Below are 21,303 nucleotides of genomic sequence, written 5' to 3' on the forward strand. Positions count from 1 at the left end.
CACGGTTGAGGCGCGCATTGTAGCCGTGAATCGCCTGGCGGGCACCCGCTGGATGCCCAATGACGCGCCGGGCTCAGCCCTTGGCGGCCATCGCCGTGACTTCAACCCGCATGCCTTCGACCGCCAACGACGCCACGCCAACCGCCGCGCGTACCGGCCAGGGTTTGGCGAAGAAGCGCTTGTACACCTCGTTGAATGCGGCGCGGTCGGCCATGTCAGTGAGGTAGATGGTCAAGTGCATGACCCGGTCCATGCTGCTGCCGGCGCGTTCGAGGGCGACTTTGAGGGCTTGCAGGGTGCATTCGCTTTGCGCAGTGACATCGCCCAATTCCAGGCTGCCATCGGCGCGTACCGGGATTTGTGTGGAGACCAGGATGCCGTTGAAGCCGATGACGTCGGAGGAAATCGAATCCGGGTCGAGGTCGGGGGTGAAGCTGAGGTCGTGGTTGCTCATGGGGAGCCCTAGGTGAATGGAACAGCGTGGATAGTAAACGCTACGCACTAGTTATCGGTCGATAAATTATCCCTTGAAATAAATTATCGAATGATAAAATATGCAGCTGTACCGTCTCTAATCCGCACTGTCAGGAGAGAACATGGGAGTCCTAGCGCTCGACCATTTCACCATTCGCACCGAACAATGGGGCAAGACCGCCGAGTTTTTTGAACAAGTGGTTGGCCTGTCACCTGGGCCGCGCCCGGATTTTCGTTTCCCTGGCTGCTGGATGTACGCCGGCGGCCGTCCGCTCTTGCACATCGCCAGTATCGTGGGCGGTGACAAGGATCTGCAGGCCTATCTGGGCGAGAAGCCAGGCGGCTACGGGTCGGGCGCCCTTGACCATGTCTCGCTGCGTTGTGAAGGGCTGGAAACCGTGCAGAACCGCCTGCAATCCCTGGGCATCGCCTTTCGCGAACGGGTGATTCCGCAGATTGGCGAGCACCAACTGTTTCTTGAAGACCCCAACGGCATCACCATCGAAATGATCTTTGACTATGTGCCGGGAACCCGGATTGTCGGCGAGGCCATGGCGAGCCTTGCCATTGGCCCGTCTGTGGAAGGTCGCTGATGGACTTCAAACGTCGACGTGTGATTCAAGCCCTGGGCAGCGCAGCGTTATTGGCGCCGCTGCTGGCCCGTGGCAATAACCCTGAGAGGAGCCCAACCATGGTACGACTCGGTGTGACTGATCTGTCCTTTCATCGTGCGACAGCCGCGGTGGTTGCTTCGGTATTGCAGCGCATGGGCTTTGGGGTGGAGCGTTCGTATGCGCTGCACGAGGCCAATTTCGAGCAGTTGCGTGCTGGCAGCATCGACATGATTGCCTCCGCATGGATCCCGTCCAGCCATGGGATGTACAAAGCCCGGGTGGAAGAGGTGGTCGCCACCCGCGAATTGGGCCTGCATTACACCCCGTATGCGTTGTGGGGTGTGCCCGACTATGTGCCGGTGTCGCAGGTGGACTCCGTGGATGACCTGCGCAAGCCGGAGATTCTCGCCCGTATGCACACGCTGATCCAGGGGATTGGCCCGGGCGCCGGGATTACCCGGTTTTCGCTGCGGATGATGGAGGACTACGGCCTTGCGGCGGCGGGCTACCAGTTTCGCACCGGCACCCAGGAACAATGCGTGGCGGCGTTCGAGGCGCTGGTCGAGGAGGGCAGATGGGGCGTGGTGCCACTTTGGCATCCGCAGTTCCTGCATTTCCGCCATCGTATCCGTGATCTCAAGGATCCCAAGGGGCTGCTGGGCAGTGTCGACCGTGCGGTGCTGTTGGCGCGGGTTGATCGCCTGGGGCGGTTCAGCGAGGCGCAATTGCAGGTGCTCGATAACATCCGTCTGAGCAATGCGATTGTCGCCGAGTTGGATTACGCCCTCAATCGCCAGGGTAAAAGTGCGGACCAGGCGGCTGAGGGCTGGCTACTGAACAACCCGCAGACTCTCGCCTCCTGGCTGGCGCCATTGGCCTGAACACAATCAAAACAGGAACCGATCATGACCACCCCTGAATCGCGTCTGCAGGCCGCCGGCATCACCTTGCCTGTTCCCGCCCCGGCCCTGGGTAACTACGTGCCCTGGAGCATTGTTGGCAATACCTTGATGACCTCCGGGCAATTCCCCTGGATTGATGGCCGGCTGCTGTACCGTGGGCGCCTGGGCCGCGACCTGAACCTGGAGCAAGGGTATGCGGCCTGTCGCCTGGCGGCATTGAATGCAATTGCCCAGCTCAAGGATGCGGTGGGGGATTTGAGCCGTATCCGCCAGGTCTATCGGCTGGAAGGCGTACTGAATGTGGCGGAGGATTTCCATGAGCACCCCAAAGCCCTGGATGGCGCGTCTGACGTGCTGGTCGAAGTCTTCGCCGAACAGGCCCGGCATTCGCGCATGATCTGGACCAATCCGGTCATACCCATGGATGGCTTTTGCCTGGTGTATCTCTTTGCGGAAATCGACGCCCCGTAAACGGCCTTCACTACGCCTCGTTATGCAGGGCGCCATCGAGGAAGGCATTGACCCGCAGGGTAATCAGTTCGGTCAGGTTCTCAGGGACGGGCATCTGATACACCCACTTGCGCACCCCCAGGTAAAAGAAGCTGCTGTGGAAGCCCCACAGCACTTCGATCTCAAGACTCAGCGCGTGTTTATCCAGCGGGGCGGTCAGTTGCTTCTGATGACGCAGCTCTTCGATGATCGTCAGGAACACCGTCTCGTGTAATTGTTTGAGATAGCGCTGGTTCAACTCCGGGTCCTGCAGGCCGGCGTAGAGGAATATCCGCACCCATTCATTGCTCAGGATGGTGCGGGTATAACCGATAAAGTAATCAATCAGCCGTTCCCTTAAAGGACGCGTGCGGTCCTTGAGCTGCTGCTCCAGCTCAGGGTCCCAGCGGTTCATGAACACCTGTTGGTACACCTGTTCGATGAGTAATTGCTTACTGGGAAAGTAGCGGTAGAGCAGGGGCTGGGTGACCTGCAGCCCCTCGGCCAGCTCGCGGGTAGTCAGCGCAAAGCCTTTCTGGGCGAAGAGGGTGATCGCCCGTTCGACCATCTGCTGCTGACGATCGGCGGCCGTGAGATTTTTTCGGCCTGGCGTGGTCGCCTTGTTGCTAACGCTGATTTTTGCCATTGTTGACCTATGCAGTGCCACATCTAGAAAGCGTGACAGAATCATACGCGTTGCAGCGGTCAACGTGGGCCCGCATCGATGTGGCCATCGGCACCTTTACAGGAAGACTCCTATGCATTCATTCATCCGCGCGGCGCTGTTGCCAGTGGCCATTTTCGCCATCAGCGCACACGCCCAGACCGGACCTTCGTTCAAGTGCAGCGCAAACATGGCCAGTTCCGTGGAGACGCTGATTTGCGGCAGCGAAGCGCTTTCCGCCCTGGATCGCCAGATGGCGAGCACCTACAACACCGTGCTGAAAAAGGCCGGCAGCCAGGCCAAGATGCTCAAGGCCGAGCAACGTGGCTGGATCAAGGGGCGCAACGACTGCTGGAAGGCTGACGACAAACAGGCCTGCATTCGTGACAGTTACAAGCAGCGGTTGGTTGAACTGCAACAATGAATCTTCCGCTGTTTGTTTCTCTGGATGGGCCCAAGGGCACCGGCAAAACCACACTGTTGGAAGCCGTTACGAAAGTACTGAGGGCAGACGACAAAACGGTAATCCGACTTTGCGAGAAAAAAAGCGATCCCTTTAGACGGGAAACAATGACCCTCGTTAACAAGCTGGTCAGAAATCCCTGCCGGGATCTGGAGTTGCAGGTGTGTGAACGCCTTGCGGATAGCCGTGCATGGATTTCCCGACAGGTGCTGACTAAACAACCTCCGGGCAGCATTGTGTTGATTGATCGCTGGTACCCGTCTGATGCCGCGTTTCGGCGCATAGTCCCGTTTGCAGACATTCTCCAGTTGAACATTGATCGCAACGTGCAAGTGCCAGACCTGCACGTCGGGATCGTCACCGCCCCTGAAATTTCATGGGCGAGGGCCGCAGCACGACGGCGCGGGCTGAGCAGTACTGTGATGCATACGCTGGAAGAACATGTTGCCTGTACCCAGGCGTTCGAGCGGGCGGTTGCAGATCAAGGCTGGGTTTTATGCCGCAACGAGGGAACGCTTGAAGAGGCAACATTGCAGGTGGTTTCTGAGATTTATCGCGTGCTTGCCTGCTCATAATGGCGTGGTGAGCGAAAACGGGATACGCAGCGCCTCGACAGGCCCTGAATCCCGGCCGCACATTTCGTCGTGCGCGCATTGCTGCACCAGCACGCAAGGAAATGCCGGCACGGTCTGCAGCAAGTCGCGCAGGTGGGTGGTCGACCGCAGGCGCATCGGCTTGGCCGCATCATCAAGCAGGGTGAACTGGCCGTGATCCAGGCGGATTCGTGCCAGATAAAAACCACCTTCGAGTGACAGCAACTCCAGCTCGCGTATTTCGCCCTTCGCGGCCCGTTCGGTCAGTGCTTGCAAATTCAAGGTTTACTCCTTGCCTACCAGGGTAGGCGCTCGCCGTTATAAGCAAAAAAATTGCCGCTGTCGGCAGCAGTCAGACGGTCAATCAGCGATAACAACTCGCGGGCAGCAATGTGTGCCGGCCTGGCTGCCGAGGCACCACGAAAGGGCTGTGAAAGGCCTGAAATAACGGTGCCTGGATGCAGGCTCAGCAAGCGGGTTTGCGGGCGGGTTCGCGCCAGTTCGATCGCCGCGGTTTTAATCAACATGTTCAACGCGGCCTTGGAGGCGCGATACGCATACCAGCCGCCTAAACGGTTATCGCCGATGCTGCCAACCTTGGCCGAAAGCACCGCCATCGCGCCACGAGGGTCGAGCAGTGGCAAAAAGTGACGCAAAACAAGCGCTGGTCCCAGGGTGTTGACCTGGAACACTGCCTGAAACGCATCCGCCTCAATGGTGGAGTAACTCTTTTCCGGCTTGATTTCTTTGCGATGGAGCAGGCCCGCAGCATGCAGGATTAATTGGTACGGGGCTTCTTCAGCTAATTCGGCGGCGGCTTTGGCGATACTTTCGGGCTCTTCCAGGTCCAACCCCGGAAGACTATGACGCGTCAGTTCGCGAACAACCGAGCAGCGTGGATCTTCTTTGAGCAACTGACAAAACGCCGTGCCAAGGGCTCCACTGGCGCCTATCACTAAGGCGCGATAGCCGTCGCCAAGTGAGTTCATCTCGAGGGGGCTGTTCATGAGTAGCGCTCTAAGGCTGCCTTGTTTTCAAGGTGTCCGAGTCGTCGGGTGCGTGTTGTGATTCCGGCACTGCGCAACGGTTATCGACACATCGACGTCGCCCATCCGGGTGAGGCAACCACGCCAAATGGGGGCGCAAGCGGCAGAACAGCTGATAACCGAACGCCAGCAGCGGTCGAAGTGCACGCCAGGTCAGGGGGCTGGCCCAGAATCCCAGGCCGGCGGCACGCCAGCTCCATAGGGTGGCGTCCAAGCCTTCAACCCAGCGGCCGTCGGCGAAGCGGGCGTGAAGTACGGACTGCATGTGCTCGAACGTAAAGCCAAGGGTCTTGGCGTCAAATTCAGCGCTGTTTAAGTCAATAAATAGCAGTCGGCCCTCTGTGGCGTGTCGGCGCAGGATCTTGATTTCCCGCGCGCACAATGGACAGTTACCGTCAAAGTACAGCGTCAGTGGCCAAGGATTTTTGTTGTACATTGCACTATACCTTGTATAGGTTTTATCTAAGATAGGCCTAAAGTAACCACCTGACAATGTGCGCAATGCTTATGCGTGTTAACCACGGGCCAATGCCATCCGACTACGCGCCCGCAATTGACGCGTGGCGAGCGCATAGGTATCCAAGAGTCTTATCGAGGTATTTGCATGGCTACGCGCAACGATAGCTTGGTCCGCCACCTTATTTGTATTGCTCTTATGCTCCAGAGCGCGGACATATTTGCCGATTGGCGTGAGGCGGTCCCCAATGCCCATCTGTTGGGCAGCGGGGATATGCGAGTATTCGGTTTCTCGGTCTACAGCGCGCAGTTCTGGAGCCCACGCCTGATTGCCGGTGAGCCGCTGGTTGCAGATGCACCTTTTGCGCTTGAACTCACCTACAGCCGCGCTATTAGCCGCGATGATCTAGTCGAGGCCAGCATCAAGGAAATCCGTCGCTTGTCACCCTACGGCCTGAACTCAGAGCTGATGGGCCGCTGGGAGCGGGAAATGCAGCACGCGTTCGTCAATGTGCGCGCAGGCGACCGCATCACGGGCGTTTATGTTCCTGGAGAGGGCGTGCGGTTTTACTTCGGCGACAACCTAAGGCGCGTGGTGAGGGATGAAGCTTTCGCCAAAGCCTTTTTTGCGATCTGGCTTGACCCCCGAACACGCAACCCGGAACTGCGAGCCCAGTTGCTGGGTGGATCCAAACCCAGGGGACGTTGAGGCATTGCACAATTGAATAAGCCGGGTTTGTCGAATCGGTGGTTAGGCAGCTCATGAACAGAACAGACCTAGCATCTCATTTAACAAGTGGGTGATGTCAGATGTTCATTAGCCGCGAGGAAGTAAGGATGCCTAGTTTCTAGAAATAGCGCTTTAAGGTTGGCGGTGTCTACTAAATTCTTGTTGATTCACTACTCTGGAACGACCATTTCTGGTCGTTCCAGCAACGAAGACTTTCAGCCATCTCTTAATGAAAGAAGCTGCCGCATACAATGAGGCGATGTGTCATAGTTTGCTGGGCCCGATTCTCAATATGCGGAAACCAGATTTTGAGACACTGTAGCGTCTCTAATTCAGAGCTCTCATATATCTACGCCCCTCCTGCTGGTCTGATAAAACAATCGACTGCAACATCAGATTGGCAGGCAAGAAACTTAGCTTTTCAGGCAAGAAACTACATTATGCCAGCCACACGTACATGAGCGAAATAAATGCATTATAATTGTTCGAATTCAAGCTTGTGTTTATTGAAATTCCCCCGACTCGATACAAAAAGCTACTAGCGCTTGATCACTCTCTAAATTAAGTTTGCGTATCGCCGAAATTTTCTGAGCACTGACTGTTTTTACACTGCGTTTGAGGTTTTCCGCGATTTGAGTCATTGACTCGCCGCGCACGAAGTGACGCAATACCTCGTATTCCTTAGGTGTGAGTTTGCTGATGCTATCTGCCGAACGAACCACAGTCGTGGGCTGCTCACCGTTTTCTATAACCGGTGGGTGATATATGCGTCCGCGAGTGACACTGTTTAGCGCGATGAGAACCTCGCGCATGTCATGCCGTTTAAGTAATACAGAGCGCACACCTATTTCGTAGAGCTTATTGATGATCATTGTATTAGACATCATCGTTAAAACGATGATGTGAACATGTGGAAAATTACGAATCAGGTACGCTATCAGCCGTATGCCGTCTCCGAATTTTTCGTCGCCGGCCATAAAATAATCCGTGATCACCACGTCAATCGAGGGGTCAGCTAACAGGTTGTCAATCAGGGCGCTCGGGGTCGTTAGGGCGCCCGCGACCTCATAATCACGGGATTGGTTCAATAAGCTGCCGACGGCCGCAAGCACCAGTGGGTGGTCATCAGCGAGCAACACGCGAATACTTTTCATCGGGTGCTTATCCATTTCGGAGGTTGCCTTGAGGGAGATGCTGGAAGCATTTTTCGGCACGACTAATGTCCTGCAGAATTGACAGTAACGCCGCGCTTTGTGCGTATGTTGCTTCTGTTAAGCCGTCCTTGCGGAGGTTTTTACTAAAGTTCTCAATTTGCTCGATAAGTTGTTCGTAGCCGGCAATCGCGAGTGAGCCACGGATGCGGTGGAGTAGATGGAATATATAATCGTATTGTTTTTCATCAATCGCCTGTTGTAACTTCTCTAAGTCCATCTTCATCGTATTGATAAAGATTTCTCTGAAATCATCTGGCAGAGCATCCGGCCCATTCGTCTGCGCCGGAAAATTTTGCAATGCTTCCTCGGATTCTGTGGCATCAAAGGCGGAAAGACGGGCCAGACTGTCCCACAACGTACGCAGTTGTACCGGCTTGACTAGCCATGTATCCATTCCTGCGGCCTTGCAACGGTCCTCCTCATCGCTCATCGCATTGGCAGTGATACCTATAATTGGCCGATCATCCTCCTCGGCGCGAATAGCAACGGCCAGATCATATCCATTCATACGAGGCATATTGACGTCAGTCAGCAGCAGGTCGAAATTGCCGAGCCTCCAGATTTCAAGGGCTTCAACCCCATCGTTGGCGAGCGTAGTTGTGCAGCCCAACTGTTTGAGTTGATGACACAAGGTCGCTTGGTTAATCTCGTTATCCTCCGCAATCAGCAAATTAAGGCGCAAGGGCGGGAGGTACTTATCAAGCACATTCTGCGAGGAATTAACCTGCTGGTTGTTATGTTCACCTTTTAGAGTCCGCTCGATGAGAAAACCAATGGCGGTGAAATCGCAGATGTTGGTGACATTAATATTACGTTCTCCGTGGACGCTGCCCAGATTCAATCGCGTCATGCCAGAGTCTTTTGGCAGCGGAGGGGTGGAGCTATAGCCGTTTAGACAAACGAGAATGGCATTTGGGGATTCAATTGCAGCTTCTTCAAACGTGCTGGCTTGAGCCCCCCATTTGATCAGCCACTGGCATAGATTGTCGGTCAATTCGTGGTGCGGGCTTTGTACATAGATTCGAGCATTTCTTAGGTCTGGCAGCGGGGTAATGGGTGCGTCAGTAACGATCGGCAGTTCCAAATGCAGAGAAAAGCTACTACCTAAGCCCTTCTCACTGGTTACACAGATTTCACTACCCATTAATACAGCTAATTTTGCACTTATCGACAGACCAAGACCTGCACCATTTACGCTGTGCGTGTTAGCGTCGATCTGATAGAACGGGCTAAACAACGATTTCTGTTCCTCTTTGCTTATGCCAACCCCGGTGTCAGAGACTTGCAGCAATAACGTGACATGACCACTACGGCTCCGGGCAATCCGCAGGCGAACGATAATATGACCTGAAAGAGTGAACTTGATGGCATTGCTGATAAGGTTGGTCAGAATTTGTCTAATACGCCCTGGGTCTCCTCGCAAGGCCGTAGGCACGTCGGGCTCAATGGACGAAAACAGAAGCAGTTCTTTTTTCTGGGCCAAATCGATATGCGCGGCGGTACAGCTCTGTACTAGGCTCACAGGGTCGAATACCTGTTCTCCAAGTGCAAGTTGGTCGGACTCGATCTTCGTAATGTCCAAAATGTCACTGATAATCTGTAAGAGCAGCCCGGAAGAAACCTGGATTCGCTCGAGTAACTGTTGCTGTTCATGGTCGAGGTTGGTGAGCCCCATCAACTCCAGCGATCCGAGTACACCATAGAGCGGCGTTCGAATTTCGTGGCTCATGGTAGCGAGGAATACTGATTTTGCCCCGCTGGCTTTGTCAGCAGTCAGTTTCGCTTCGGTCAACTCCTGCTCCAGCCGACGCCTAACACTCAGGTCGACAAAGGCACTTATCACTACGTTCTGATTACGGTAGCGGGCCGGAGTGAAGGCTGCGTAAAAAGAACGGCCATCGGCGCTCTTGAAGTGCTCAATGACACCTTGTTCCTTGGCCTGGACGATTTGGTCCAAGAGCGATCTATCAAGGCCAATATCCTGCAGACTGCCGCCTACATGGATATCGAACCATTTGAGTGCGGTGCCATTAGCGAAGATGATTTGACTGTTTCCCCGGTCTAGCACGCAAAGGGCAATCGGAGATGTTTCTAGCAGAGTGCGACTAAACTCATCGCTTTCTACGAGTGCTATATGGGCTCGTTGCGCAGGCAGGATCACCCGTCGCTGGTACCACAGGACGTAAAACCAGCCGGCCACCGGACTTAAGAGGAGTATCACCGCGATGAAAATCATCAGCCAGTAGTAGCCTCTGAGTAAGTTCCCGTATGACAGCAGGTAGTAGCCGGTCCATTTTGCGCTTTCGTCATCGATTTTGAAGACCAATCCGTCTGCGCCGTAGGTAACTTCCTTAGTAACATCCGGTAGCGGCCTGTTTCCGAGTAACAGACCGTCATGCTTACTTTCCAGCCAATAGTCATCGTAGAAACTGCGTTTTAGTGGCGTAGAGAAAATGTTGACGCGGTTACGATAGGCGAGGGTGGCTGCGAAGGTTTTACTCGTGCTTTTCTTGATATCTGCACCATGAATGAGGGTGTAGGCGATCATGTAATCTGGAAAACCTTTCAATCCCACCCAGCGGATTTCGTCGCCGACCGTCGCATTTGCACGTATCGCAGCAATGCTCGCCATTATCAGGGATGCGGGCATCCTTGGCCTCGCACTATCGATGAAGGGGACGGTATAAGTGGCGCTCTTGTCGGTATCTACTATTATTAGCGTCGATGCAGGATAGCCTGACTCTACCCAAAAACTGGAATATAGATCTGCAAGGTAGCGGCCCAGACTTGCCGCGCCGGCGCTCTCGAGAGGGCAAGAGGAGATATCTTCGCAAACGAGGCTGAAGGGCGTTTCTTCCGACGAGTTGGAGCCCCGAAAGAGGGTTGCTCCTTGGGCAAGCTGTTGATCCATCACCCGGAAATTTCCTGTCGACTTCTCCTTCGTATTGCCGAGCTCAATAATGCGCTTCTGGTCAAGACGCTTGAGCAGAATCTCCTGCTCAGCCATGTAAAGAGTCAGGAGGGAGAAGTCGACGGCAATGCGCTCCTGTTCCTGATCAATGATTCGCTGAAAACCCGCATACAAAATGCCCCCCATCACCAGCACTAATGGCAGCACTCCGAACAGTATGATGTTCAGTCGGCGGGAGTTCCGTGCAATGCGTGTTAGTGGGGGTGATTGCATTAGAGAGGAGGCCTAGTCAGGGTTGAGGGGGTTGACACTGCTCGCTAGAAATTGAGTGAACGCATCAAACTCCAGTGCTGGAGAAATAAGGAACCCTTGTACGCTGTCGCAGCCAATGCTTTGGAGAAACTCAAGATCGCGCCCCGTTTCCACGCCTTCGGCGACGACTTCAAGCCCCAACTGACGCCCCAGTTGCACTGCGGCCACCAGCGCAGCAGAGCGGGTTTCGTCATTCGCAGCACCATTTACGAAGTGTCGGTCGATCTTCATTTCGGTAAAGGGCGTCGAAATCAGACTGTACATTGAACTATAGCCCATACCGAAGTCATCCTGTGCCAAACCAAACCCTTTAAGACGCAGGCGGCTTGCCCCCATGTGATATTGCCCCGCGGACAGCGGCATCTCGGTTTCCAGCAATTCAAAGCAAATATCGCTGGCGGCTAGACCTGCGTTGGACGTTACACGATGCAATTGGTCAGGTAACTCAGGGTCGTCTAGCAGACCTGTCGGTAAGTTCACCGAAACCGTGATTCGGTAGCCTAATGCATGCCAGCATTTTTGTGCCTGGATTGCGTCATCCAGCATCAGAAACAACAGGGCGCGATCCAGTCCATGTCGGGTAATCGACGTTAGAAATGAACCTGGCATTAGCAGTCCGAAAGAAGGACTTTTCCAGCGTACCAGAGCTTCTGCGCCGATTGTTTCTCCGCTAGACAGAGATTTGCGAGGCTGAAATCGGGCCTGTAGTTCACGGCGGGAGATGGCGAGTTCCAGTGTCTCATGATCGAACATCGGTTCATCTACTGAGCTAATACGCATTTTTTCGTTCAGCCCTGTGCTCATGGCTGTGCAAATCTGACGAACGTGTGAGTCGTTTAGAGGCTTGGAGAAAGTCCCCAAAACGGCCAATCCTTTTTCTTTTGCCATCATACTGACACTATTCATGAGGCGCCGGGAGCAGGAGGAGACAATTACCAGTATCGGTACCCGTCCGATACTGGTCAGGGCGTCGATGAACTGCACACCGTCCATTTTGGGCATTTGCAAATCCAGCAGCACCAGATCGTATTCTTGTTGCTGAAGCATTGTTAGCGCTTGACGTGCATCCGGAGCAGTATCCACCGTACTTACCCCGGTACCTTCCAACAATCTCTTGGCCTGGAGGCATTGAATTGGATGGTCGTCCAACACTAGGATACGAACGGTCTTAGGCATGGTCATGTCACTTTTCCCTTTACTGTTTGAAGTACCTCGGAAAGCGCGTCGAGAGGTACGGGTTTGACTAGTAGTGGACGAATACCCACTGATTCACAGTAGGCTCTTAGTTCAGGAGACTTTTCTCCGGTGATGCCGATGATCGGCCCCTCAAAACCCTGTTCACGCAAAGCGCGGGCGAACGAAAGACCATCCATGTGGTGCATTTGCAAATCGGTCAGCACTGCATCGAATGACAACAAGTCAATACGCGCCAAGGCGTCTATCGGGTTTGCAATAGCCACTACGTCGTTACCCAAATATCTGGCTTGCTGGAGGATTACATCTAAAGCTAAAGGGCTGTCGTCTACCGTCAGCAACTTCAGATTCATCTTCAGGGCTAAATTGCTGTGCGAGGAGAAGCGCGTCTCTGTGACTATCCCTGCCTGCGCCTGAGCCACGACGTCGCGCAGGCTATCGAGACTGAAGATACGGGCGACCCAGCTATTACTCGGCAACTGGGAATGGTGAGTGCCGACAGCATGCATAATCACTCTTGGGCCATCCCAGCTTACGGGTTTAGCTACCCCGAAAAACACTTCAACCAGGACCGATTTACTCGACGGTGTACCGTTGTGCCGCGTATAGGGCGCAGCCATGTAGCCCCAACGACGAAGCCAGTGACAGAGATTTTCTACCACCTCCGGCACATCACCATATACATAGATCGTTTTGGCTTCCGGGCACAGCCCCGCTGTTTTCTGGGCGCTGTAACAATGCGCGAACGTCAGATTCAAGTTGAAGCTTGAGCCTAACCCCCGTTCGCTGAATACCGACAAACTGCCGCACATCCTATCCGCTAGCCGAGCGCATATGGCGAGACCCAACCCGGTACCTGAAGTGTTTTGGCTTATCCTGCCAGGGACGCGGTAATAAGGCTCAAATATGCTCTTATGGAACTCTGGAGCAATACCTGGTCCGGTATCGACAACCTGAAAACCCAGTTGCCAATTGTCCTCAGCCATGTGCTCGCAGTGCAGACGTAGAATCACATGTCCTGATTCGGTGAACTTGATTGCGTTGCTCACCAGATTGTTCAGTATCTGGCGAATATGTCCGCGGTCTCCCGTTACCTTGCCCGGGGTGTTTGGGTCCAGGATGATATATAGCGTAAGCCCTTTGCTTCGAGCGCGTGCCGAGTAGTTGAAGGCCACTTCCTCCACCAGGTCCGTAGGAGAAAATGATTCATGGCTCAGTACCAATCGGCCTGACTCGATTAAGGTCATATCTAGGCTGTCATTGATAGTGCGCATCAGAGCTGAAGAAGCTTGCTGCGACGCTTCTAGATAATCGTTTTGCTGGATATCCAGTTGAGTTGTGCGCAGCATTTCCAAAGAGCCAAGGATGCCGTACATCGGGGTGCGGATCTCGTGGCTCAAGGTACTCAGGAACAGCGTCTTTTCATCACTGGCCTGGTCAGACAGGTTTTTGGCCACGAGCATCGACTGTTCTGCCCGCTTGAAATCCGTCACATCGTTTATGCAACACAGTATCGCAGCGGTATCGTCGTATCCTGTCGTTACACACGTCAGCTGGATAAACCTTCCATCCGGTAATTCGTGTTCCATAGAGATGATGTCATCGTGACGAGCTCCCAGGATTTGCTCTCGGAGTAGAGGTACAGAGTCAAGCCATTGACGAGCAGACTCGTTGGATAGGATCACGGAGCCTTCATCGCACCGAATTAGGCAGACGCCTACGGGGGCTATCTCAATGATACGGCTATTAAGAGAGACGCTTTCGGTAAGTGCGCGATGGTAGTTTGCCACAGGCTCTACCAAGTGTAGGCGAATGTAACGCGCCCCTAAGAAAGTCGCGATAAACAGCAAAATGGTCGACAAGGTTGTAATGTAAACGGGGAATAGTGTGTCGTTCAGCAATTGGGTCGCTGGGATGTAGTAGACAAGTCGCCATCCTGCGCTCCCCACAGATTTGTTGAGCGAAACATAGGTGGGTAAGCCGTGCTTCCACATTACATTGAAGGTGTCTTGAGAGGCTTGGAATTGCGTCAATTCCTCTGGAACCTGCCAGAATGAACTGTGCAGTACCAAGGAACCACTGGTGTCATAAAGGGCATATCGACCTTGATGCAGGTTCGAGGGGATAAAAGCCTGCTCGAACTGATTAACCTCCAGGCCGAGCCAGCCATCGCTTGCGTCAAAATTATTGACAGTACGCAATAAGTATATATGTTTAAGATTTTCACTCGTTGCTGAGAGCCACAGCGCATTAGGTCCACGATGTTGGTTCAACAAAGTATGAGCCGCACTCTGATCCCACTGTCCTTTAAATGTATTGCTCGCGATAAGTTTGAGGTGAAGCTCATCTGACGCATTAAGTTCCTGCATCAGGTTTTCGTGAGGCGGCAGATAGATCAATTTGCTATCGCTACTATCAATCTCTATAACTTCGCGCTCGGTTAAAATCAGTGTCGCGTGATAGTTTGAACTATTATTTCCTAACGAGACTTGGCGTAACTGGCCGTAAGTAGAGCTGCTTTGTGGTGCATGCAATGCAGGCTTATTGCGGGTGATGCGCACGACTGAAGATGAAATAGACTTCAATAAGCTGTCCTGTTGGGTAACATAGTATTGAGCTTTAAATGCCGCATCATTCATCTGCCTGCGATAGTTTGAAAGCGTATCAGCGAGCGACCAGTAAATAATAAAGCTAGCTATGATTATGAAGCAAGAAGACAGGCTGATCGTCAGGAAGCGTAGTAAAGTGACAGGTATGCGAAGACCGGGAAAGGAGTTGTCGGCTGGCAGGAGGTCATATTGGGTTGTCATGGAGCAGATCTTAAAGAGCTGCGACCTGTTTTATTTTAAGAAATATCTGAATAGGGAATAAAATTAAGAAAATTCTTAGTCATGAACTGAGGGTTAAACGTTGCTTGTATTGTGGCTTGCTTAGTTTGGTTGTGCGGGTTGTTTTCAGTTTTTGACAACGTTTTTTTCAAAGGCGTTTGCATTCACCCCAGCAATATCTCTCCAGAAGGGGTAAGTCGACTCGTGAGTGGAGCGTTCATTGTTCTCCCCCGATTGCGACCCGGAAGCACTCTGCGCGCAGGATGAACTGTACAGTTCATGAATTTTTGAATTGATTCTAACTCCGGAATGTTCGAGCTTATGCTGTAAGTACCAGCAATCTTGTTTTGTTGCCAGGCTTCGCATTCTGCGAACTGATCGTTGTAGTATAATGCATTACGTATTAATGGGCTTTTTCTGCAGTACTCCTTAATGTTTTTATGTTTTAAGTTGTCTTTGATGTTGATAATTACCAGGTCAAACGCAGGCCCTGCAAACCGGGTTGCAGCCATGACCTCTTCAAAAGAGTCAAGTGGAGCGATTCTGTAGTAGCCCAGTTGATTGAGCATTTTTTCAATATGCAGGCGGCGACAATGTTGTTGGTCGGCAATCAAGATGCGGGTGTTTTTTTTGGTCATCTTAAATTCCTCTATATAAGCATTATTCATCGTCCACCTGTTGCGTACCCTCGGGGAGGGTGCGCACCAATTTTAATGAACCGACGATAGAGTTTATTTTGGTTTAAAATGCCTATCCCTACACCAGAATTTTCTCAAAATCGGGTGGATCACTATTTAAATACTTGAATTGGTTGTTCTTAAATTCCCCTGTAAGGCGCTAGTTTGTTCGTAACAATTCAATGCCGCAGCAGTGTTGCTTTCCCATCCGCGTAATGTCCATTGTCATCAATCAGGGTGTAGTTTACTTGTGTAGCCTCACTACCCATGGCCGCGGTTAAGTCCAAGTCGTAGCGTTTTTCGCTCAAAGGAGGGGTCATCATATCGACGGTTTTTGCGACGGGGTGTTTGCTCGTCGCCGCGACGACTTGAAGTGAAGAAAACGAGGCATGATATGGGCTACCATTACGGCACACCAGCACCCACTTTGAGTCCTGCTTTTCCAGGAGGAAAGTCAGTTCATCCGCGACGTGCTCCGGTAATGACGGCAATACCCTGGGACGGTAGAAGATTTTCATTTGAGTGTTCATCGCCACGGCGACCTGGGATGTGTCCGCCGTATCGGCCTTGGTAGGTGGGATTTCGTAAAGGTTTAGCCAAAAGACCGACTCACGGTCTTTTGGCATAGGTTCACCGTTGTAGATGATTCGGAGTCCTTGCAACGCACCCGGCTGCAAACGAAATACCGAAGGCAGAACAATCATGGGCGCGACGGCGTTTTCCGGAGCACGGTCACCCTCTCCGTTATCGATCCACGTTTGCACCACCACCGGGTAGGAATTGGTATTGGCGAGCATCAGCGAACGTTGACTTTGCCCTTCTGTAAAGATCAATCGGGTCCGTTCAGGCATCACCCCGGCCAGGGCATTTTGTTCAGACGCCAGTAGCAGCCCAAAGCACAAGGCCAGCGTTACAACTCTGAGTGTTTTCATTGCACTTTAACCAATACGTATGCAGTGGCATCAACTTTCCCCGGCGTCGCTTTCAGGCCAGGCAGAGTGCTGAGAATCGCGGTAATCGTCTGGACATAGTTCGTGTAACCCGAGGCGGAGCTTCCTGCGATGCTTGCGCCGGCCTTAACCGGATACCAGCCTCCCGACGCGCCGGTACCGGTGGCCGACCAGCCCAGAAAGTTCATAGCGGTACCCGTGCTGCTGTTTCGCAGACTGATACCTACTCCTGTTGCCACCGAGGGGTCAGTTCCGTATCCGTTTGAAACCAAGTATCGGACACCGGCGCCGCTGGTTAACAGGTTGAGCTGTTGGGCCTTGACGTAAGAGGCATAGGCAACCTGGATACCCAGGGCGGTTTGATTGGTGGCTGTGCCGGAGCTGGCGGTGTCGCTGCACTCTAGATTAATTGTGAAGTCGGCTTCTCGGGTATGGCCCTGATTGAGTTCGGATGCAGTCACTGGCGTGAAAGTCACCACAGGTGTGGTGTTGCGCGCTACACACGTCGCCGTGTAACTGATGGATGCGGCCGCGCGCATGCCGAAACCAACTCCGTTGTAAGCCCCCCAGAAGATGAAGTTGGTATTGGAGTCGGAGCCGACCACGTCGGACTTGATTCCGCCGCCGCGAAACTGGATATATCCATTAGGCTGTGTGCAGGTGTAGCTGTAGGTGCCACTACCGCTGGATGCCGCCATGCCGCCGCAGTAGTTACTACCCGCTCCAGAAGTGGGGGGGAGGCTTGAAACCCGCGCTAGATCGGCCTGGACAAGACTAAGGTGCTTGGCTTTGATTTGAATTTTGCTGCCAACAGTGTCGTATTGAGAGATTTTGCTCTCTTGCCAGTATCGAGTGAACGGCAGCCCCGAGTTCAAATGGGTTAATTTGACGGCAACGTAGGGAAACCAGGTTGCATAGTAGTTCGGCAGTCCGTCATTGACCGTTGTTCCTTTGCCATTACCGATTTCCCAATAGCCACCGACACGGTCATCACCATTGGTAGCGAAAACTTCATAAAGATCGTTTGCATCTGCCTGGTCGCACTCCCACAACACCGTCTCAGCCGTCAGGCCAGGTGCGCTGCCTGCCGATACAACGACGCTCCCCATCGGTACTCCTACCGGCTGCAGATAGGTGCTTGTCAAATTGACCCGGCCGAAGGGTATTTGTGCCGAGTAACTATCCAGCACATTGTAACCGTTGTAGATGCGCTTACAGCTGGCTTGGGCGGCTGGTAGCATGATCATGCTTAGTACAAAAGCTGACAGACTGAGAAGAGGGCGAGCAATGGACATTGAAAACCTCGAACAAAGAGAAAGATTCAATCCAGGGCGCAGACCCTGGTGACGACTTGATCAGGGTGTGACGCATGCCGCGTCAAGCTTGATGAGCGCCTGACTCACGTCAAGCTCAACCAGGTTGAAATTCATGTTGCAGCTATCTGCTTTGGCATCGCCCCAGCGCACTGTCAATGTACCCTTGAGTTTCTCGGTACGCAGGTATGCTTGGCTGCCCTGACCGACCATGCCGATAACACTAGCGTTTTCGTCCAGAACATCCGCCCCCATAGGGACCGCCTGACCGTTAGTCCGCAAAGCCTTGAGTAGGATCGCGTTACCAGCCCGGGTCTTGAAATCGACCTTCACTGTGGCGCCTGCAAATGGCGCCACACGTTTTTGGCCATCATCCAGCTCAGCTTTTTCGTTCATCCCCTCGGGATTCAGCGCGATGGTGTTATAGCGATAAGGTGTCAACGACGGCACAAGAGCGTAACCGTTACCGTCAATTTTCGCGCCCATCCCATTCATCACAGTAGCACCGCTGGCTCCCTTGGCTTCAACCAATGCAAAGGTGTCGCTAAGGTAAGGGCCAAAGGTTATTCCGCCGCTATGCACTGCCACGGCACCACGAGCGCTGCCCGAAGCCTGCCAGTAATCCTGGCCTTTCGATGCGCTGGAGCTTAATGACGCATTGTGCAGACGCTTCTGCAAATTGCCACTCCAGATATTTTGTTTCTGGTCCGCATCTCGAGAAAAATCGGCGCCATAACTGAGGCTCTGGTCCTCACCCTGAGTGCCCGATAATGATGTTTGATAGACGCTACCCGACGATGCACTGTGGCTCACTGAACTACTGACATAAGGAACGTTACTCTTTGCAGTACTGCCCAGTGGGAATGACACCGACAAAAGAGTGACTGTTTCGCTACTGCCGTTGTTGCGGGGCTTATTAAAGTGGTCTTGATCGGTGTAGCTGTTGGCAGTGCCCAGATTCAGATAGCTACCGGTAGTCTGTCGAGCGACGGAAAGATTGATGTTGACGTTACTGAAAATTGTATTGGCATAGCCAACCTGCAGTTGGCTATCACGCTCGCGACCCTTGCGATAGTCTTGGGTCGAGCCAGAAAAGAATAAAGTGCCATACGATTGCAGGCTTTGATTGATCGTGACCTCAGCACGCGATCGCTGCAGGTAGCTGCTCGATTGCCAGATTTCTCCGTTACGAGTGGCTTCACGCACGCCCAGAACATCACCGAGGTCACGGTAACCCTCAGTAGAGTAACGATAGCCGGCAATCGACAGTGTCGTGTTGGTCGGTTGAAACGTACGGCTATAGGAGAGTCTTGCCATCCAGCCATCGAGTTGTCCTTCACTCGGCATGTCAGCCCGCGAATAAGTTGTGTCGAATCCGAATGCACCCAACCTGCTGGAGTAGACACCACCGACGACCAGCGCCTGATAATTGTCCGCCAGTCGTAAGCCACTGTTGGCGGTGACACTGTTCGTCAGACCACGTTGATAGGTGGCTTCGGTAAACGGATCGCTGCTGCCAATATCTCTGCTCTTACCCAGCGCCACGCTATAACGGGAGTTCCCGGCCCGCAAGGACTCTGGAATCGCCGAGAACGGCACAGTGAAGGTGCTGACAGTGCCATCTGCTTCACTTACCGACACCTCCAAGTCGCCGTTATAGCTGGTCGAATAAAGGTCTTTTATCTCAAAGGGGCCCGGCGCCACGGTTGCCTGATAAATATCTTTGCCGTTCTGACGCACGATCACTTGGGCATTTGTCTTGGCAATGCCGCGCACTGTAGGGGCATAACCGCGCACTGATTCGGGCAACATCCTGTCATCAGAAGCTATTTCGACACCGGTGTAACTCAACCCCGAAAAGAATCGGCCGCTGGTAAAACCCTGGCCCAGGGTCATTTCACCCTCAATGGAAGGCAATGCTCGCTGGACATAGCTGCGTGTGGTATTCCAGTCGGCGCCGTTGTTACTGTCATAACGTAGATTACCCTGCTGACGGAGCCGCCAAAGCCCCATGTTCAGCCCGGTGTTAAGTGCAAGGTAGCTAGAGTCCGAATTGCTAGAATAAGCCCCAGTACGGGTTACGTGGTATTGGCTGGCGCTGTAGTTCACAAACCCAATAGTATCGCCGCCCTCCAGATTTTCCGGTGCCACATAGCCGCGTGGGCGTTGCAGCATGAGACTCTGGGGAACGCTCAGATCCAGCCGCAGCAGCGAAAAGTCGAATGCCGTTCTTGCACCTTCAACCGCACTCGCCAGGATCAGACACGATTCGTCGCCTGGGCTTTTGATAGCATCTTTAAGTACTCCAGCTTGCTCCAACAACATGCTGGAAAGACATGGTTGCACATCTCCTTGACCTTGATCGACGAATTGCAAATCAACACGCTCAACAAAGCGGCTATTGATGAATAGGTCGACTTTATATTGTCCAGGCTCGATGGCATTCAGACGGTTGAACCGGGAAAGCGAACCGCCACCAAATATCATGTTGTCGTCGAATATATAAACTTCACCAACGGGTTGAGTTTGCATTTCTTCCGAGGCTAAGACGGAGGAAGCCAATGGGGCGATAATGAATAACCAACAAAGCGAAGCAAAGTTGACCCAGCGGCCTCCTACCAGACTTAGATTGGATTGAGCCGACAGTACACGGTCTAAAGACATGACTGAGATCCAGATCTGTTATTGAAGGGTGAGTTCGGAGGAAACGTCGGCACCGAAATCGTTGATTAAGGTCACACTCACGGTGTTCCCTTTAACAGGCCGAGCGGTGTTAGCGATTGACCAATGCGTTTTGGATTTGGGGGCGATCATCTCATCCACGATTAGGGGACGGTGCCTGCCAGAGCTGACGATGGCAGCATTACGAATGGTGGCGTAGTAACCGCTGTTATTGTTGACAACAATTTCTTTTCCTTGCAGCGTCAAGGTCAGCGAGTTGCTCAATGCATCGGGGTTGCCCGCCAAATTGTTGGGACGGTAAAACACCTTAAGGCGGTTTTTAAAAACTAACAGGAGTTTATTAGCCGTCTGTTCACTCGCCTTGACAGCAGGCATTTGCACGAAATTGAGATAAAAAATAGACTCGCGATCTGTCGGTAGGTTATCTCCGCTATATATCAGGCGAACCACTTGGCCACTGTTGGCATTGACCCGGAAAATTTGAGGGCTGGTGATGAATGGCGCGTCTGCTGTTTGAACGGTGGAGTTTTTGTTTCCCTTGTCGAGCCATAATTGCACAAGATAGGGAGAGGCGCTTTGGTTGGTCAGTTGTATCGCTTTTTCTCGAGCCGAAGCCGGGTAGATTACCCGAGTACCAGTCATCACGACGCTGGCGAATGCCTGACTTGTGAACGTGGCGCCGATTAGCAGGCCTACAGCGAATGCAATTTTCTTCAGGCGAGTCATGGCAATCTCCTTCCAGAGTGCGGAGTGAATATTGCGGGAAGAGGAGGGGGGGGCGAAGCGGGGCT

General features: G+C 53.1%; 20 protein-coding genes. 6 read left to right on the forward strand and 14 right to left on the reverse strand.

All coding sequences use genetic code 11. The annotated features are described in order from the left end of the window. Positions 1-73 precede the first annotated feature (73 nt). Positions 74-454: a RidA family protein gene (locus tag PSFL_RS08490; RefSeq protein WP_057438469.1), complete on the reverse strand. Its 381-nt coding sequence runs from the start codon at positions 452-454 to the stop codon at positions 74-76. Between the two features lie 142 nt (positions 455-596). Here PSFL_RS08490 and PSFL_RS08495 point away from each other — a divergent pair, with 142 nt between their 5' ends. The 3 genes from PSFL_RS08495 to PSFL_RS08505 are packed head-to-tail and all read left to right on the forward strand — an operon-like array spanning position 597 to position 2,461. After that, positions 597-1,067 (forward strand): VOC family protein, encoded by a 471-nt coding sequence (locus PSFL_RS08495; RefSeq protein WP_057438470.1) that lies wholly within the window; start codon positions 597-599, stop codon positions 1,065-1,067. Further along, positions 1,067-1,969: a glycine betaine ABC transporter substrate-binding protein gene (locus tag PSFL_RS08500; protein WP_397469901.1), complete on the forward strand. Its 903-nt coding sequence runs from the start codon at positions 1,067-1,069 to the stop codon at positions 1,967-1,969. The genes PSFL_RS08495 and PSFL_RS08500 overlap by 1 nt, the downstream gene beginning before the upstream one ends. 24 nt (positions 1,970-1,993) lie before the next feature. Further along, positions 1,994-2,461, forward strand: coding sequence for an Atu1372/SO_1960 family protein (locus PSFL_RS08505; RefSeq protein WP_057438472.1), 468 nt, complete (start codon positions 1,994-1,996; stop codon positions 2,459-2,461). A 10-nt stretch (positions 2,462-2,471) separates the two neighbouring features. Here the strand turns inward: PSFL_RS08505 and PSFL_RS08510 are convergent, their stop codons facing one another. Next, positions 2,472-3,125 (reverse strand): TetR/AcrR family transcriptional regulator, encoded by a 654-nt coding sequence (locus tag PSFL_RS08510; protein WP_198792122.1) that lies wholly within the window; start codon positions 3,123-3,125, stop codon positions 2,472-2,474. A 112-nt stretch (positions 3,126-3,237) separates the two neighbouring features. Here PSFL_RS08510 and PSFL_RS08515 point away from each other — a divergent pair, with 112 nt between their 5' ends. Beyond that, positions 3,238-3,567: a lysozyme inhibitor LprI family protein gene (locus PSFL_RS08515; RefSeq protein WP_397469902.1), complete on the forward strand. Its 330-nt coding sequence runs from the start codon at positions 3,238-3,240 to the stop codon at positions 3,565-3,567. Next, the gene (locus PSFL_RS08520) at positions 3,564-4,181 is read left to right on the forward strand and encodes a dTMP kinase (RefSeq protein WP_397469903.1); all 618 of its coding nucleotides are present in this window, start codon (positions 3,564-3,566) and stop codon (positions 4,179-4,181) included. Before PSFL_RS08515 ends, PSFL_RS08520 begins: the two co-directional genes overlap by 4 nt. Here PSFL_RS08520 and PSFL_RS08525 read toward each other — a convergent pair. Genes PSFL_RS08525 through PSFL_RS08535 form a run of 3 tightly spaced genes read right to left on the reverse strand, consistent with a single transcriptional unit; the run spans position 4,176 to position 5,681 of the window. Then, a complete protein-coding gene (locus tag PSFL_RS08525) occupies positions 4,176-4,481 on the reverse strand; it encodes a DUF6482 family protein (protein ID WP_252117313.1) in 306 nt (101 codons plus the stop codon). The two genes, PSFL_RS08520 and PSFL_RS08525, sit on opposite strands and share 6 nt — an antisense overlap. A gap of 14 nt (positions 4,482-4,495) precedes the next feature. Beyond that, positions 4,496-5,206 carry an SDR family NAD(P)-dependent oxidoreductase gene (locus PSFL_RS08530; protein WP_397469904.1) on the reverse strand — a complete coding sequence of 237 codons (711 nt, stop codon included), beginning with the start codon at positions 5,204-5,206 and terminating at the stop codon, positions 4,496-4,498. A 10-nt stretch (positions 5,207-5,216) separates the two neighbouring features. Further along, on the reverse strand, positions 5,217-5,681 hold the full coding sequence (locus tag PSFL_RS08535; RefSeq protein ID WP_397469905.1) for a thiol-disulfide oxidoreductase DCC family protein: 465 nt from the start codon (positions 5,679-5,681) through the stop codon (positions 5,217-5,219). Between the two features lie 168 nt (positions 5,682-5,849). Between PSFL_RS08535 and PSFL_RS08540 the strand changes: the two genes are divergently transcribed. Further along, complete coding sequence (locus PSFL_RS08540) at positions 5,850-6,410, forward strand: chalcone isomerase family protein (protein ID WP_081044247.1); 561 nt, start codon at positions 5,850-5,852, stop codon at positions 6,408-6,410. 524 nt (positions 6,411-6,934) lie between these two features. On the opposite strand, the gene PSFL_RS08545 is transcribed toward PSFL_RS08540, so the two are convergent. The 9 genes from PSFL_RS08545 to PSFL_RS08585 form a co-directional block, all read right to left on the reverse strand. Next, positions 6,935-7,645: a response regulator transcription factor gene (locus PSFL_RS08545; RefSeq protein ID WP_258558624.1), complete on the reverse strand. Its 711-nt coding sequence runs from the start codon at positions 7,643-7,645 to the stop codon at positions 6,935-6,937. Then, positions 7,593-10,829, reverse strand: coding sequence for an ATP-binding protein (locus PSFL_RS08550; RefSeq protein ID WP_397469906.1), 3,237 nt, complete (start codon positions 10,827-10,829; stop codon positions 7,593-7,595). The genes PSFL_RS08545 and PSFL_RS08550 overlap by 53 nt, the downstream gene beginning before the upstream one ends. A gap of 12 nt (positions 10,830-10,841) precedes the next feature. Next, positions 10,842-12,050: an EAL domain-containing protein gene (locus PSFL_RS08555; RefSeq protein ID WP_397469907.1), complete on the reverse strand. Its 1,209-nt coding sequence runs from the start codon at positions 12,048-12,050 to the stop codon at positions 10,842-10,844. Continuing rightward, entirely contained in the window at positions 12,047-14,872 is a 2,826-nt protein-coding gene (locus PSFL_RS08560; protein ID WP_397469908.1) for an ATP-binding protein, read from the reverse strand. Before PSFL_RS08560 ends, PSFL_RS08555 begins: the two co-directional genes overlap by 4 nt. Positions 14,873-15,054: 182 nt before the next feature. Then, positions 15,055-15,528 carry a chemotaxis protein CheY gene (locus tag PSFL_RS08565; RefSeq protein WP_273872846.1) on the reverse strand — a complete coding sequence of 158 codons (474 nt, stop codon included), beginning with the start codon at positions 15,526-15,528 and terminating at the stop codon, positions 15,055-15,057. A gap of 218 nt (positions 15,529-15,746) precedes the next feature. After that, positions 15,747-16,499: a molecular chaperone gene (locus tag PSFL_RS08570; protein WP_397469909.1), complete on the reverse strand. Its 753-nt coding sequence runs from the start codon at positions 16,497-16,499 to the stop codon at positions 15,747-15,749. After that, positions 16,496-17,812: a fimbrial protein gene (locus PSFL_RS08575; protein ID WP_397469910.1), complete on the reverse strand. Its 1,317-nt coding sequence runs from the start codon at positions 17,810-17,812 to the stop codon at positions 16,496-16,498. The genes PSFL_RS08570 and PSFL_RS08575 overlap by 4 nt, the downstream gene beginning before the upstream one ends. Before the next feature lie 60 nt (positions 17,813-17,872). Beyond that, a complete protein-coding gene (locus PSFL_RS08580; RefSeq protein WP_397469911.1) occupies positions 17,873-20,494 on the reverse strand; it encodes a fimbria/pilus outer membrane usher protein in 2,622 nt (873 codons plus the stop codon). Between the two features lie 18 nt (positions 20,495-20,512). Beyond that, on the reverse strand, positions 20,513-21,238 hold the full coding sequence (locus tag PSFL_RS08585) for a molecular chaperone (protein ID WP_397469912.1): 726 nt from the start codon (positions 21,236-21,238) through the stop codon (positions 20,513-20,515). Between the last annotated feature and the right edge of the window lie 65 nt (positions 21,239-21,303).

Source organism: Pseudomonas sp. DD1, assembly GCF_044510355.1.
In the GTDB taxonomy this organism is placed as follows: domain Bacteria; phylum Pseudomonadota; class Gammaproteobacteria; order Pseudomonadales; family Pseudomonadaceae; genus Aquipseudomonas; species Aquipseudomonas shahriarae.

Excerpts from the sequence above, each read along its gene's own strand:
- PSFL_RS08490 (WP_057438469.1), bottom strand. The coding sequence starts at position 454 with ATGAGCAACCACGACCTCAGCTTCACCCCCGACCTCGACCCGGATTCG.
- PSFL_RS08495 (WP_057438470.1), top strand. The coding sequence starts at position 597 with ATGGGAGTCCTAGCGCTCGACCATTTCACCATTCGCACCGAACAATGG.
- PSFL_RS08500 (WP_397469901.1), top strand. The coding sequence starts at position 1,067 with ATGGACTTCAAACGTCGACGTGTGATTCAAGCCCTGGGCAGCGCAGCG.
- PSFL_RS08505 (WP_057438472.1), top strand. The coding sequence starts at position 1,994 with ATGACCACCCCTGAATCGCGTCTGCAGGCCGCCGGCATCACCTTGCCT.
- PSFL_RS08510 (WP_198792122.1), bottom strand. The coding sequence starts at position 3,125 with ATGGCAAAAATCAGCGTTAGCAACAAGGCGACCACGCCAGGCCGAAAA.
- PSFL_RS08515 (WP_397469902.1), top strand. The coding sequence starts at position 3,238 with ATGCATTCATTCATCCGCGCGGCGCTGTTGCCAGTGGCCATTTTCGCC.
- PSFL_RS08520 (WP_397469903.1), top strand. The coding sequence starts at position 3,564 with ATGAATCTTCCGCTGTTTGTTTCTCTGGATGGGCCCAAGGGCACCGGC.
- PSFL_RS08530 (WP_397469904.1), bottom strand. The coding sequence starts at position 5,206 with ATGAACAGCCCCCTCGAGATGAACTCACTTGGCGACGGCTATCGCGCC.
- PSFL_RS08535 (WP_397469905.1), bottom strand. The coding sequence starts at position 5,681 with ATGTACAACAAAAATCCTTGGCCACTGACGCTGTACTTTGACGGTAAC.
- PSFL_RS08540 (WP_081044247.1), top strand. The coding sequence starts at position 5,850 with ATGGCTACGCGCAACGATAGCTTGGTCCGCCACCTTATTTGTATTGCT.
- PSFL_RS08550 (WP_397469906.1), bottom strand. The coding sequence starts at position 10,829 with ATGCAATCACCCCCACTAACACGCATTGCACGGAACTCCCGCCGACTG.
- PSFL_RS08555 (WP_397469907.1), bottom strand. The coding sequence starts at position 12,050 with ATGACCATGCCTAAGACCGTTCGTATCCTAGTGTTGGACGACCATCCA.
- PSFL_RS08560 (WP_397469908.1), bottom strand. The coding sequence starts at position 14,872 with ATGACAACCCAATATGACCTCCTGCCAGCCGACAACTCCTTTCCCGGT.
- PSFL_RS08565 (WP_273872846.1), bottom strand. The coding sequence starts at position 15,528 with ATGACCAAAAAAAACACCCGCATCTTGATTGCCGACCAACAACATTGT.
- PSFL_RS08570 (WP_397469909.1), bottom strand. The coding sequence starts at position 16,499 with ATGAAAACACTCAGAGTTGTAACGCTGGCCTTGTGCTTTGGGCTGCTA.
- PSFL_RS08575 (WP_397469910.1), bottom strand. The coding sequence starts at position 17,812 with ATGTCCATTGCTCGCCCTCTTCTCAGTCTGTCAGCTTTTGTACTAAGC.
- PSFL_RS08580 (WP_397469911.1), bottom strand. The coding sequence starts at position 20,494 with ATGTCTTTAGACCGTGTACTGTCGGCTCAATCCAATCTAAGTCTGGTA.
- PSFL_RS08585 (WP_397469912.1), bottom strand. The coding sequence starts at position 21,238 with ATGACTCGCCTGAAGAAAATTGCATTCGCTGTAGGCCTGCTAATCGGC.